Origin of the sequence: Nostoc cf. commune SO-36, assembly GCF_023734775.1 — a bacterium.
Classification (GTDB): Bacteria; Cyanobacteriota; Cyanobacteriia; order Cyanobacteriales; family Nostocaceae; genus Nostoc; species Nostoc commune_A.
Genome location: NZ_AP025732.1, coordinates 5,087,078 through 5,100,826, shown reverse-complemented (window position 1 = coordinate 5,100,826; position 13,749 = coordinate 5,087,078). Strand labels below are relative to the sequence as shown.

Annotated in this window: 13 protein-coding genes and 3 pseudogenes; 9 read left to right on the top strand and 7 right to left on the bottom strand. The window is 38.1% G+C overall.

The genetic code is table 11. The features are described from left to right. Positions 1–23: 23 nt before the first annotated feature. Together ANSO36C_RS23115 and ANSO36C_RS23110 are read right to left on the bottom strand one after the other, a co-directional pair. Complete coding sequence (locus ANSO36C_RS23115; protein WP_251956406.1) at positions 24–1,286, bottom strand: sensor histidine kinase; 1,263 nt, start codon at positions 1,284–1,286, stop codon at positions 24–26. Between the two features lie 64 nt (positions 1,287–1,350). Beyond that, positions 1,351–2,025 carry a response regulator transcription factor gene (locus tag ANSO36C_RS23110; protein WP_251956405.1) on the bottom strand — a complete coding sequence of 225 codons (675 nt, stop codon included), beginning with the start codon at positions 2,023–2,025 and terminating at the stop codon, positions 1,351–1,353. 407 nt (positions 2,026–2,432) lie between these two features. Between ANSO36C_RS23110 and ANSO36C_RS23105 the strand changes: the two genes are divergently transcribed. The 7 genes from ANSO36C_RS23105 (at position 2,433) to ANSO36C_RS34395 (ending at position 5,875) form a co-directional block, all read left to right on the top strand. After that, on the top strand, positions 2,433–3,011 hold the full coding sequence (locus ANSO36C_RS23105) for a hypothetical protein (RefSeq protein ID WP_251956404.1): 579 nt from the start codon (positions 2,433–2,435) through the stop codon (positions 3,009–3,011). A gap of 411 nt (positions 3,012–3,422) precedes the next feature. Beyond that, positions 3,423–3,833: a hypothetical protein gene (locus tag ANSO36C_RS23100; protein ID WP_251956403.1), complete on the top strand. Its 411-nt coding sequence runs from the start codon at positions 3,423–3,425 to the stop codon at positions 3,831–3,833. Between the two features lie 146 nt (positions 3,834–3,979). Then, complete coding sequence (locus tag ANSO36C_RS23095) at positions 3,980–4,333, top strand: phage holin family protein (protein WP_251956402.1); 354 nt, start codon at positions 3,980–3,982, stop codon at positions 4,331–4,333. Between the two features lie 177 nt (positions 4,334–4,510). Continuing rightward, on the top strand, positions 4,511–5,248 hold the full coding sequence (locus tag ANSO36C_RS23090; RefSeq protein ID WP_251956401.1) for a ferredoxin reductase family protein: 738 nt from the start codon (positions 4,511–4,513) through the stop codon (positions 5,246–5,248). A gap of 37 nt (positions 5,249–5,285) precedes the next feature. Next, positions 5,286–5,423 carry a hypothetical protein gene (locus ANSO36C_RS23085; protein WP_251956400.1) on the top strand — a complete coding sequence of 46 codons (138 nt, stop codon included), beginning with the start codon at positions 5,286–5,288 and terminating at the stop codon, positions 5,421–5,423. Positions 5,424–5,481: 58 nt separating this feature from the next. Continuing rightward, positions 5,482–5,697, top strand: a complete 216-nt coding sequence (locus ANSO36C_RS34400) for a hypothetical protein (RefSeq protein WP_323374485.1) — start codon at positions 5,482–5,484, stop codon at positions 5,695–5,697. Beyond that, on the top strand, positions 5,684–5,875 hold the full coding sequence (locus ANSO36C_RS34395) for a class I SAM-dependent methyltransferase (protein ID WP_323374484.1): 192 nt from the start codon (positions 5,684–5,686) through the stop codon (positions 5,873–5,875). The genes ANSO36C_RS34400 and ANSO36C_RS34395 overlap by 14 nt, the downstream gene beginning before the upstream one ends. Before the next feature lie 167 nt (positions 5,876–6,042). Here the strand turns inward: ANSO36C_RS34395 and ANSO36C_RS23075 are convergent. Further along, positions 6,043–6,295: pseudogene (locus ANSO36C_RS23075) on the bottom strand (ISKra4 family transposase); the annotation flags it as partial. Between the two features lie 546 nt (positions 6,296–6,841). On the opposite strand from ANSO36C_RS23075, the gene ANSO36C_RS23070 reads away from it, so the two are divergent. Further along, positions 6,842–7,276: a pyridoxamine 5'-phosphate oxidase family protein gene (locus ANSO36C_RS23070; protein ID WP_251956399.1), complete on the top strand. Its 435-nt coding sequence runs from the start codon at positions 6,842–6,844 to the stop codon at positions 7,274–7,276. A gap of 108 nt (positions 7,277–7,384) precedes the next feature. On the opposite strand, the pseudogene ANSO36C_RS23065 reads toward ANSO36C_RS23070, so the two are convergent. Both ANSO36C_RS23065 and ANSO36C_RS23060 read right to left on the bottom strand, forming a co-directional pair. Next, positions 7,385–10,123: pseudogene (locus tag ANSO36C_RS23065) on the bottom strand (cation-transporting P-type ATPase). Between the two features lie 161 nt (positions 10,124–10,284). After that, positions 10,285–11,076 (bottom strand): ion transporter, encoded by a 792-nt coding sequence (locus ANSO36C_RS23060; RefSeq protein ID WP_251956398.1) that lies wholly within the window; start codon positions 11,074–11,076, stop codon positions 10,285–10,287. An 88-nt stretch (positions 11,077–11,164) separates the two neighbouring features. Here ANSO36C_RS23060 and ANSO36C_RS23055 point away from each other — a divergent pair, with 88 nt between their 5' ends. Next, positions 11,165–11,590, top strand: coding sequence for a nucleoside deaminase (locus ANSO36C_RS23055; RefSeq protein ID WP_251956397.1), 426 nt, complete (start codon positions 11,165–11,167; stop codon positions 11,588–11,590). Positions 11,591–11,611: 21 nt separating this feature from the next. Here the strand turns inward: ANSO36C_RS23055 and ANSO36C_RS23050 are convergent, their stop codons facing one another. Continuing rightward, positions 11,612–12,274, bottom strand: coding sequence for a response regulator (locus ANSO36C_RS23050; RefSeq protein ID WP_251960422.1), 663 nt, complete (start codon positions 12,272–12,274; stop codon positions 11,612–11,614). After that, a pseudogene (locus tag ANSO36C_RS23045) lies at positions 12,274–13,538 on the bottom strand (sensor histidine kinase). The gene ANSO36C_RS23050 and the pseudogene ANSO36C_RS23045 overlap by 1 nt, the downstream one beginning before the upstream one ends. Positions 13,539–13,749: the final 211 nt, after the last annotated feature.

Here is a 13,749-nt window from a genome sequence, read left to right as displayed (position 1 = left end):
TTCTGAATTCTTCTTCAAAAATTTTACTTTAGAGGCAAATAAATTTGTAAAGTTGTACCTTCCTTGAATATACTCTTAATAGTAATTTTACCACCATGAGATTGAACTATTTGTTGGGCAATAGCTAACCCCAAACCAAATCCTCCGGTTTGACGAGAGCGCTTTTTATCCACTCGATAAAATCGTTCAAAAATGTATGGCAAATCAGCTTCAGGAATACCAATACCATTATCTATAACTTGAATTACAGCCCAATGTGATTGGGTAAATAATTGCAATTTAACTTGACCACCATTAGGAGTATATTTACAAGCATTATTAAGTAAATTTATAATTATTTGACGGAGCAAGTCGGCATCGCCAAGCACAGTTATATTATTATTTGGTAGTTTACAAACTAAACCAAGATGTTGTGCATCTGGTTGAGTGGCATAATCATCTGTTATCTGCACAAGTAAATTATTTAAGTCAATTACTTGTAATGATTCAGTCGGTAATTTACCTTGATAACGTGCCAGAAAAAGCAGATTATTTACTAGAATGCTCATTGACTTAGCGATCTCAAAAATCTTTTGGAAACGCTGACGTTGCATCTCCAGATCAGTAGATTTAGATAAAAAGCCATACTGAGCATTACTAATAATAGCTGTCAGAGGCGATCGCAATTCGTGGGAAGCATCAGCTGTAAACCTTTGCAGATGATCGTAGCTGTGGCGAATTGGTTGCATTGCCAGTCCTCCCAACCACCAACCTGTGAGAGCAATCACAGCTAGAGTAATCGGCGCTGAGATAGCCAAAACCATACGGAATTCAGCTAAAGCGCTTTCAGTAGTCGTCATTGGCATCGCTGCTTGTAAATAACCAATTAATAAACCATTTTGGTAAACAGGCAACGTTACCTGACGTAGCCAGACTTTGCTATCAGTTTTGATCGTATCAAACCCACCTGAGATTAAAAGGCGATCGCTAGGAATCGTACCAAAAAATTGTACCAGTTGCTTTTGCTCATTGTACCAACTTGCATACACTAGTTGACTATCCAGCAATGGTTGCACCATACTTCCCAAAAATGGTACATATTCTAAGTTTAACTGTCGCTGACCATTATGCATCTCCGACTTAACATTAGCTGCCATCAAACTTGTTTTTTTATAAAGTAATCGATCTAGTTCCTCCAACTTATCTATCACTTCCCAATAGTAAACTCCCGCCGCAAACATAATTAAAATACTGCCCATTGTTAGCGTGAACCAAGTTGCGAGATTGCGACGGCTGCGATTAAACATAAGTACTCATTGGTAATCTTCTAATTCTTCTCACTCTCCCAGTTTTTACTGCCTAATTCTAATTTTATTCTTGTGGATTTAAGCGATAACCCATACCATAAACTGTTCTAATCCAGTCTCCTGCACCCAATAGTTGCAAGCGCTGCCGCAACTTGCGTATTAGCACAGTTAAGGCATTGCTTTCTGGTTCCATACCGTACTCCCACAAAGCGTCTTCAATCTGGTTGCGAGTTAAAACCTGATTGGGATGACGCATCAGGTATTCTAGTAACTGTCCTTCACGTGGAGATAATTCTACTTTTACCTGACTCCGTTCTACACTTAATTCAGCTAAATGAAATTGTAAATCTGCTATACGTAAACTATACCCCTGCCAATTAGGGACTCTTCGTCCCAAAGCACGGACTCGTGCTAAGAGTTCTACCAAGTCAGCAGGTTTAACTAGGTAATCATCTGCTCCTGCATCTAAACCCATAACTTTGTCGGCTGTGGTGTCTTTAGCAGTTAACATCAATACTGGTGCATTTTTACCAGAGAGACGATACTGACGACACAGAGATAACCCATTAATTGTTGGTAACATCCAATCGACAATCAATAGATCGTAATCTTTTTGTGAAATCAGCCATTGTGCAATTTCCCCATCTTCCGCAGCATCTACAATATATCCTGCCTCGGACAGAATACCTTGTAATGGTTCTAACTGTTCCAAATCGTCTTCTACTAGTAAAATCCGCATAAAACTTTTTAGCGTCAAGTTTTGCCATAAAATCATTAACTCTCTTTTAAGATTAGATATGTTAACTACCTCTATGTCTTCTACCTAATTTGAGATTTTAACTTTTAGATTATTCTCCATAAAGGATAAGGTATATCTGCCAATGGGTAGTTATAAACCCTGCTATGGCTTCGCAACTATAAAAAAAATTAATAGGACTTACGCAAAACGGCTTATACCATTTCACGAAAATCTTGATACATATAGATTTTTCGTAGGGGTTTAGCAGTGCTAAACCCTTACCCACGTATTTGTATCATTATTAAAATGAAATGGTATTACCGCAGGGTATTGCCTCTACATGAATAAAGCGCAGCCTCATATAGAATTGGCATTAGGATTATTTATAAACTGATATATTAAAAAATATGCCTGATTTACGTCCACAACTTTTACTACTGACTTTGCCTTTGCTATTTGTAGGAATTGCTTTTTGGGCTGGTAGTGATTTTCTCACAAAGCAATTATTAAGTCTCTCTTACAGAAGCCCAGATAAATTGCAAGCTGATACACTACCACAGGTTTTACTTGCGCTGAATTTTACACTAATTGATATAAATCTAGACCAAGAAGATCAGGTTACTCAAGTTAAAATTATAACAGCAAACTCCATGCTTAAAAAATTAGAGCTAGAAATTCCTAACTCCAGTTTTTCCGAAGTAGCGATCGCACAAAAATTAGGATTGTATCCTCAAATCAAAAAATTAGAACCTAATCAACAAATAAAGGTAAAAATTCCCCTGAAGTTGACAGCAATCAAAGCTGAAATTGAAAAAAAGCAAGGATTTAGCTTGGTTGAGATTATAACTACTAATAATGCTCTAAAAAAGTTGAATTTTGTGCTGCCAGTCACTGAAGTTAATATGTTAGAAGTCATGACTGCTCAATTGCTTAATTTATCTCAGGAAGATATTAGGAAACTTATCAGTTATCAAGTCAAAAATTAATCGCAGTTTAAACTATAACCTAAACAACGCATACAAACCGAGAAAGCCGCTAAAACTGAGACAATCTCAATTAGTAATTGAAATGCCAAAGAAGCTAGAGCCAAAGCCCAAATAAAAAGAATCCTCCCGTGAATCATAGCAGTCATGGAATTCATCTCGTCTTAAGTATTCATATACCAGTACGGTTCAGTTAACGATTATACATATGCTGCTTTTCGTACAGTTTGTTATGTGCATTATTTTAGTGCAAATAAAATTACTACCTTACTGTCACTTTTTGATCACATTCTTTTTGTAGATTGAATAAATCAGTTGGAATGTTTAGCTACTAAACTAATTTGCGATTATATTCAATTTTCTCTAAAGGACTAATATAACAGGAATAATCAAATTGGATAAGAGGTAAATAATATGTCAGCAAATGAAATTTTAGGACAATATACACCAGCCCAATTAAATCTTCCTCTATTCAACAGTCAAGCAAACCTATCTAGAGCAAGTTTGAGTAGAGAAAAGCGTGATAGCGAGAAGCTTAATATAGAGGATACAAGTGCTATAATAGCTTCCGAGCCATCTCTGATTTTGGCTCCTTTTATATTTTTAATAATGGGCGGGATAGTTTTTTTTCATAAACTCAAACTATCTGATCAGACTAATAAGCTAAATAATTTAGATGGCTTTCCCTGTCAGAATTGTCATTTCTTTTCAAAAAACAGTTATCTCAAATGTGCGGTAAATCCTTCTAATGTTTTGACAAAAACAGCAATTGATTGTTGTGATTACCAGCCGTTACAAAATATACAGCACTTCCGGCAGCTATAAGGTACATCCTCAAAACTGAAAGCTATGACAGGAGAGGGACAAGGATAAAAACTGTATTGCATAATAGCTGGAAGTGCTGTAAAAAAGTTAGGTCTTCCAATATTTTGGAGCAAAAAGAAAGTTAATTAAAAAATAGGAGGTTCATTATGATAGGTTTCATCATTACTTGGTTAGTTACTGCTGTGAGCTTTTTGATTATTGCTAGGCTGCCATTTTTGGGGATAGAAATAGATGGCTTTGGTAAAGCAGCAATTTCCGCTATAGTTTTTGGAATTCTGAATGCTATTTTGCTGCCAATTCTGACATTTTTTACCTTTCCATTCATTGTCTTGACATTAGGATTATTTTTCTTTGTCTTAAATGCCATTATCTTTGGATTGTCGGCTTTAATCGTTCCAGGTTTTAGATTACGTCATGGCTTTTGGAGCGCTTTGCTAGGTTCTATTACTTTAGCAATCATTAACTCAATTCTATTAAGAGTTGTGGCTTCAATTACCTGAACCAAATAAGTAAATGGGCGTAAATAAATATAATATGTTCCGTCATTGCGAGTGAAGCGAAGCAATCGCAAAGTCTCTGGGATTGCTTCGCTTCACTCGCAATAACATCTTATATTTAATCATGCCTACCTACTTACAACAATTTTAGCAATTTTATATAACTGGTAAAAATCTTATGTGCGTCTGGTAAAACCTTGGTTAATGCTGAAAAAGCCTTATCTAGTAGAGGAAGTACGCCCCGAAGTCGGTAACGTTTGGACACTCGCACTTAGACCGATAGGACACGAAGGTTTTTGCTTCCAACCCGGTCAATTTGCTTGGATTACTCTCGAAATTTCTCCGTTTCTGATGCGAGAACATCCTTTTTCGATGTCTTCCAATGGCGACAACACAGAAAAGATTGAGTTCAGTATCAAAGCTTTAGGAGACTTTACCAACACTATTAAAGATGTCTCACCCGGAACCAAAGCTTTCTTGGATGGCCCTTATGGAGTGTTTACCACCGATCGCTACGAAGACACCTCCGGTTTTGTTCTCATTGCTGGAGGTATCGGCATTACTCCCATGATCAGTATGTTGATTACTCATGCTGAACGAGGAGATGAACGCCCTTATTTGTTAATCTACGCTAGCAAGAATTGGAAAGACATTACATTTCGTGAAGAACTGGATGAATTGAAGAAAAAATTAGACTTGACTATTATCCATGTTCTCAAAGAACCAGCAGAAGATTGGTCAGGAGAAAGTGGTTATGTAGACAAGGAACTTTTACAACGTTACGTACCTAAACGACGCGCAACACGGCAATACTTCATCTGTGCATCGCCAAAGATGATGGAACAAGTAGAAATAGCCTTGCATCAACTTGAAGTTCCACCGATGAACATTCACATGGAACACTTCAACCTTGTTTAACTCCTCATCTAAAATTTCATTATGCGTTTACAGTATTATGCTGCAAATTGTCACAAGTATCACTCTAATTTTAATAGGTGGTGCAGCCTTGTTTGCTTGGATACAAAACCGTCCTTCTGAAACTACAGAACCGACTGGAAACAAAAATTTAAATGAACGCACAATTTTAAATTAAGAATATTTTCTCATGTTTTTTGACAAACATAAAAATCATGATTTATAAAGAATATATATTGTTATTTATTGCTGGAATTAGTACTATATTTAGTCTTAATAGTTGCACCTTAGAACGTAATTTCGAGGCAGAAAAAGAAGAGTCTGCGATAATAATTCAATCTCAAGGAAGCCGAGCAGATATACCTTATGTAGCAACACCACCACAAGTAGTAGATGCTATGCTAAAACTAGCAGAAGTTAACAGCAATGATGTAGTATATGACTTTAGGTAGCGGTGATGGGCGAATTCCCATTACTGCTGTGCAAAAATATAATGCGCGTAGTGCTGTTGGTATAGAAATTAATCCCCAACTTGTACAAGAAAGCCTTAGTAATGCTCAAAAAGCAGGAGTAAGCGATCGCGTCGATTTCCTGGAACAAAACCTGTTTGAAACTCGGTGCGACTTCTAATTCAATGGCTTATTTGCTCGTTATTGGTCAATACGGTTCAGTTAAGGCTAAAACTTTGTTATTCCAAGTCAATTTTTTAACGTAGACGCTTCGGCTTGCCGCAGGCTACCGCCTTCTCTACGAGAGGCTTTCGCCAACGCGTAGCGTCTCGTAGAGAAGGCGCAGAGGACGCAGAGAGAAGAAAGAGAAGGAAAAAATTGCTTAACTGAACTGTATTGCGTTATTGGTAACTCTCCAAGGATGCTTTTGAGTCGTCGTTGGTATCCTGCGGTTGTCTCTGTAATCGTTTCAATAAAAAAACCCTACTTCTGGCATAACGTACTTCTGCATTTGACTCAGTACTGCTTCTTCAATTCCTGCAAAATTTGTGAGCTTTTCTTTTGACGTATCTTCGTACAATATTTGAGCAATTGCCTGAATATGTTCTTGAAGAGCTTGCTTTTATTCTGGGATCATGGTTAAGTAAATACAGTCATCTTAACTATACTGACTGATTTTCGCCTTCTTTGCAAAAAACTGGGATGCTCCCAGCAAATCTTCACAAGAATTGCTGTTCATAATTCACTTATGTGTGTCTAATTATAGATAACATTCTAATCAAAACTGTTTCTAGCTATAGATGATACTTAAGTATTTTAAGACTAATCTAATATTTAAGGATAAAAAAATAGAATAATTATTTAAATCTATTCTGAAAGTGTGCTGAGATCGGCTGCCTATATTTTCTTAGGTCATGCGCCGATCGCCAAAATTGTCTTTCCATAATTCAATACAGACACTCAATATATAAGTGTCTTTTTATCAGGGTTGTGATCGCGTTTTTGCACAATTTTTTGTACTGGAAACCGTTGCCCGTGTACCCTATTTTGCGAGTTACAAGCCGCGCAAATTATACAGGAAGCAGAAAAAGAACCCGTTCAAATATCGTAATTGCCAAGGAGAATAACTGTGTTAGATATTGATGAAATGAGTACAAAAGAGATCCATGATCTCTTGAAAAAGGTAGGACATGGGCACTTAGGTTGTGCCCTTGAAGGACATCCCTATGTTGTGCCTATGCGCTATTATTTCGACGACTCAGATATTTACATCTTCACAACGGTGGGGATGAAAACTAAGTATATGGATGCCAATCCAGAAGTCTGTTTGCAAGTTGAAGATGTCCACAACCTACAGCATTGGCGCAGCGTTACTGTGACGGGTCGAGCCGAACACATCACAGAGCAGCCAGACATCGATCGCGTGATGCAATTTATCAAAACGGAAAATCCAACGCTTTCGCCTGCTATTAATCGAACCTGGATTGATGCCTGGGGTCGTGCGGAGGAAATTGCAATCTACCGCATTCATCCCAGTGAGATGAGTGGACGAACCACTGATGGAGTCAGCAGTAAGAAGTAAAAAGTAAAAAGTAAAAAGTGCCTAAAGTCGCAGCGAAACACTTTTCAAACAACCTCTTAGAACTAAAGTTTTCATTCATACTTCTTTCCTTCTGCCTCCTCTTGTAAATCAGTTGAGAGGATCAAAACGATTTACCATAATTGATACTCCAATCATTGGCAATCCTATGAGGAAGCAAATTAACCATTGGTTTAAATTCAGTGGAGCAGTAGAAAATAAGCTATTCATTAAGTTCCACTGACTAAAAACAATCTGCAAAACTATTGTAGTAGCAATACCAATTCCCATTGCTGAAGCATCACTAAATGTCTGTCTGACTCCCCGAATCGTATTAACTAGAGCCATTCCTAATTGACTAATACTTAAAAGATAAAAAATTCTCCCAGCTACCAAAGCCTGAATTGCCATTGTTCGGGCTAAATCGATATTTCCTGTAGTTTGTCGTATCCATTCAAATACACCAAAAATCAAAATCCAGTTAAAGAGAGAAACTGTCAGAATCCGCTTGACTAAACTTTTAGAAAGTAACGGTTCGCGGGGGCTGCGTGGTGATTGTTGCATTACCCGTTCAGACTTTGGCTCAAAGGCTAAGGGTACAGTCATGGCAATAGAATTCACCATATTCAGCCACAAAACTTGTAAAGATAAAATGGGCAATTCTCTGGCAAATAAAACACTAATCAAAATCGTCATCGATTCGCCACCATTAACGGGTAGGATGAAGGCGATCGCTTTGAGCAAATTTCGATAAACAGTCCGCCCTTCCTCGACGGCAGCTTCTATTGAGGCGAAGTTATCATCAGTCAAAATCATATCTGAGGCTTCTTTGGCTACCTCCGTACCAGCGCCTCCCATTGCAATACCAATATCTGCTTGTTTCAGGGCTGGTGCATCATTAACACCATCCCCAGTCATGGCAACAACCTCTCCTTTAGCTTGGAGGGCTTCAACGATGCGAAGTTTCTGTTCTGGTGCAACACGGGCAAATACTGCCCCATCTTCTATCGCTGTAGCCAGTGCTGATTTATCCATTTGAGCCAGTTCACTGCCTGTAAAAGCGAGAACTTCACCATTTTTATTAAAACCCATACTTTGAGCGATCGCTCTTGCAGTCACAGCATGATCGCCTGTAATCATTTTGACTTGAATCCCAGCATTTTGACAGGCTGCCACTGCCTTGATAGCCTCGCTTCTGGGTGGATCAATCATCCCTTGCAATCCCAAGAAAACCAAATTCTTTTCGATATCTGCATGATCGAGTGAATCTTGAGCATTGGGTACAGATTTATTCGCAAAAGCTAGCACCCGTAAACCAAGATTCGCCATAATATCAACTTCTTCATTTATGGTTTCTGCATCTACAGGAGTAAGGTTTCCCTCAGCATTTAACATCTGCTGACAACGTTTCAGAATTGCCTCTACCGAACCTTTAACGTAAATAGTTTTAACTCGTGAAGAATTTTCTCTACTCCCATCTTCATGCAAAGTTGCCATGTATTGAAACTCAGATTCAAATGGGATGACATCAAGCCTGGCATTTGGGCTTCTAAGTTATTGCGATTCAGTCCAACTTTATCAGCAACGGCGATCAATGCTCCCTCTGTCGGATCGCCAAAAACCTGCCATTGTCCTTCCTTTTGTTCTAAATACGAGTCATTACATAACAAACCGGCTTTCAGACATTCTGCTAAAGCCGGGAGATTCTGCCAATCTATTGGCTGTTCATCTAATAAAATTTCTCCTTTTGGTGCATATCCCGTACCAGTGGCTGTATATTGTTCACCGCCTACATAAATTGCTTGTACAGTCATCTGGTTTTCAGTTAGCGTACCAGTTTTGTCAGAGCAGATGACTGTAGCACCGCCAAGAGTTTCCACTGCTGGTAATTTCCGAACGATCGCATGTCGTCGCGCCATCCGCGAAACCCCGATCGCTAGTGTCACCGTTACTACAGCTGGCAATCCTTCAGGAATCGCACTCACAGCAAAGGCAATAGCCGCTTCAAACATTCCTGCCCAGGTATTGCCGTATCCCAATCCGACTGCAAATGTCAACGTCGCGATGCCGAGAGATGATGTACAGCAAGGTACGGCTAAATTTATCAAATTTTCGAGTTAAGGGAGTTTTCAGGCTCGTTCCTTGCTCAATCAGTTGGGAAATGCGCCCGGTTTCCGTGGCTTCTCCGATCGCCACCACAATTCCACTACCAGTACCAAAGGTAACAAAGCTACCAGCATAAGCCATATTGAGGCGTTCGGCTAAGGCTGTATCTGTATTCAATGGCTGTGTATTTTTTTCAGTAGCGACTGACTCACCCGTGAGTGCTGATTCATTCACTTGCAGATTTCGGGATTTTATCAGACGTAAATCGGCTGGTACTTTATCGCCAGAAGCGAGTAGTACCAAATCCCCCGGTACTAACTCCATTGAGGGAACTTGTACCTTTTGACCGTTGCGAAGGATAGTTGCATTAGTTTGTACTGAAGAAGCCAAGGCTGCGATCGCACTTTCGGCTTTTGATTCTTGAATAAAACCAATAATCGCATTAATTAGGGTTACACCCCAAATTACCCCAGCATTTACCCATTGTCCAATTAAGGCTTTGATTGCACCCGCAATCAGCAAAATGTACAATAACGGTTGGTTAAATTGCAACAAAAATCTTAATACTGGGCTGGTTCCACGTTTACCCTTAAGTTCATTAGCGCCAAAACGTTCTTGCCGTTTTACCACCTCATCTGAAGTTAAACCTGTTTCTAGATTTGCGTCTAAATGTTGAGCTACCTTAGATGCAGGTAAATTGTGCCATTCATGTGGCTGGATGCTTTTTTCAGATGTTGCTGTCATTTTCTTTACACCAAGATTAATTATTAGCTATTTGGTGATTAGCTGATCAGCAAAATTATGAACAATAAATGTGATGGAAATATGAGCGAAATGCAGCGTTGCATTATTTGCAGGAATTTGGAGCAGATGTAAGAGGATCTCAACGTGGATGCGATCGCATTTCAATCAACCCTGCGACTAGGTAACTTAGTCCCGCACCTTTTACAAAAACCAGCATCTACATCATGGAAAGTCAAGCCACAACCTGAACAAACTGTTTCCACCTGATTAGCAGTTTTCACCACACGCTTAATTAAATCCCCTACTTGCCAAGGAATTAGTGCAATTCCGGTGAAAATCATCAATACTGTTAGCAAACGCCCTAATTCAGAAATTGGAACAACATCGCCAAATCCTACAGTTGTCATGGTGACAACAGAGAAATAAAAGGCATCCAAAAATGTGCCGTAATTTTCAGCATTAACCGGATGCTCGACTTGATAAATTAAACCAGAGTAAATAAAAACAATTGCAAATAACGTAAATAGTATTCGCGCAAAAATCATTCCATCTTCGGTGCTGATACTGGCGAATAAAAACTTTCTATCAATAAATCTAATTAATCGTAAAATCCGAAACCATCTTAGTAGGCGAATAAAACTAATATCCACCATTCCTAGAAAGAAAGGCAAAATCGCCATTAAGTCAATAATCGAATAAAAGCTAAAAATATATTTAATTTTATTTTCCGCACTCCACAAACGGAGTGAATATTCCACCGCGAAGATGATGACGATCGCAGTATCAGCCACATTCAACTGAAACCGCGTAGAATCAGGAATATTATATGTTTCTGCCACAAAGATTCCTGATGATATTAGCACCAAAAAGGCTAGTGTTAAATTAATTGCTTTACCGATTGGTGTTTCTAAGTCTTTTAAGTAAAATTCTGTTTCTTGTCTGCTCAGTAACATATTCGATCATTAATACACCTTAATTCCCAGTTATAGCATTAGAAATACGATATTATTAACCATTATCCTTACGTTAACCTCAGCTTATATGAATCCAGAATATTTTATGCGTTTAGCATTGGCAGAAGCAAAAAAAGGCGATGCGCCTTATGGTGCAGTGATTGTTAAAGATAACGAAGTTGTTGCCGTAGCTCATAATACTGTTAATAGAGACAACGATCCATCAGCCCATGCAGAAATTAACGCCATTCGTAGTTTAACAGCTAAACTTAAAAATCTCTCTTTAGAAGGTTATAGCATATATACAACTGGCGAACCTTGTCCAATGTGTGCAACCGCTTGTGTTTGGAGTGGTTTATCAGAAATTGTATATGGTGCTTCAATTGAAGATTTAATTAGCGTAAATCAATCACAAATTAATATATCTTGCGAAGAAGTGATCGCTAAGTCATTTAGAAACATCAAAGTCACCAAAGCCATTTTAAAAAATGAATGCTTGGATTTATTTAAATAAGCATGATAAATTACAAATTATTTAACTTGATTCATTCAAATAAGATAAATAGGTATTTGCCCAAATTGCAGCTTGAGTGCGATCGCGCAAATTTAACCTGTTTAAAATATTAGTAACATGATTTTTTACCGTCCCCTCAGAAATGTAGAGTTCCTGAGCAATTTCTCGGTTACTAGCACCTGTTGCAATTAACCGCAAAACCTCTTTTTCTCTCGGAGTGAGTTCAGCTAAACTAGACGGTACAGGCGGTGTATGGGTTAGTGTACCATTAGAAAACTGAGTCAATAGTTTTTTAACTATACCTGGCCCTAATTGAGTATATCCTTTATAAACGGCACGAATAGCAACAGCTAATTCTTCTGAGGGTGTATCTTTCAATAAATAACCCATTGCACCATTTTGCAAAGCTGCTGATACATATTCATCATCATCAAAAGTCGTCAGTACTAAAATTTTAGTTTTGGCGAAACGTTTTTGAATCTCCCGCGTGGCTGCAACTCCATCCATAATCGGCATTCTGATATCTAGCAATACTACATCTGGCTGAAATTCAGCAACTAAATTAATCGCCTGTTCACCGTTTTCTGCTTCTCCCACTATCTCTAAATCTGATTCTAATTCTAATAACGCTCTTAATCCTTGACGAATTAAACCTTGATCATCTACCAGCAATACTTTAATCATCATGTCAACCTCGTTAAAGGAATATTAACTGTTATTTTGCAACCAGAACCAGGAGAGCTATTAATGTTAAACTCACCTCCCAGAGCTAAAGTGCGATCGCGCATACTATGAAGCCCAAAACCAGTAGTATTTTGCCCTAAATCAAAACCTCTACCATTATCCTGAATTATTAATCGTAAATTGCCTCTTGTGGTAGTCAGTTCTAATTTAACCTCAGTTGCATAAGCATATTTAGATATATTTGTCAAAGATTCTTGAGTAATCCGGTAAATAGCGGTATTTATTTCAGGTGGTAGAGGATATTCCAGGTGATTTGATAAATTGGTAAAATACCATTAGAGCGATGAAAATTTTCTGAAAGACTAGCGATCGCACGTTCCAAAGACTGTTCTTGTAAGGGATTAGAACGCATAGTAGAAACAGATTGACGGACATCTTTTAGCGCCTTTGAACCTAATTCCTTTGCAGCTGCTAGAAATGTTTCAGCCTTACCTGGGTTAGATTGCCACAATTTTAAAGCAGTTTCTAATTGCAAATTTAAAGCAGTTAGAGAATGTCCTAATGAATCATGAATTTCACGAGCAATGCGGTTGCGTTCTTCTAAAGTAGCTTGATTTTCAACTCGCGTGGCATATTGACGGAGTTTTTCATTAGCAAGAGCTAGCTTTTCTCGACTTTGCCGTTCAGACAATACTGCATTCATCATCAACAACACAAAAACTAAACTCAAGCCAAATACCAGCGACGAATTCAAAATTAAAAATCGATATCGTTCTTGTGCCTGTGGCGATGCTTGAAAATTAAATAACTGATATTTTAGTTGTGTAGTTACTAAAAATAATGCAAATGACAAACTTGTAACGAATAAACGCCCAGGTAACTGAAAAATTAGACAACTACGAGTCACTAAAATTATGTAAAGAAAGGGAAAAAGACGAGAAAATCTCTCTCCAAAAAGCCCAATTATTAAAATTAATAAAAACTCAATCCCTGTGTATATTAACTTAGTTGTCTGGTTCTTCCTGGGTAACTTTAAGCCCATTGCCGCAAAAATAATCAGACTAAAAATTGATAGTTCTGGCAATATACTACAAGCTGAAAAGTCTGGAAATGCACCACAAATTGATAGTTCTGGAGGCTTAGAACGAAAACGACGTAACGGAGGTGGGATAACGGCTGTTAATGCGGTGATTGCTAGTAATGACCACTCCAGATAAAGCAGAGATGGAAAAGGATGCTTCTTAATTTGAATTGGACGACTCATTAGTCGTATTGCTCCATTTATAATTTGTTATACGTTAGATAGAAATTCCGAATATTTGAGTAACAGCTTCTGCCACTTCAATTTTTCGCTGTGTGAAAAATTAAAAGTACGTTACAAGAATAATACCGTTAAGTAATAAGCTAAGTACTGGCTTATAAATTAATCATAATCAAAATTTTCGTGCTTCCTAACTTCTACCTCCTAACTATTT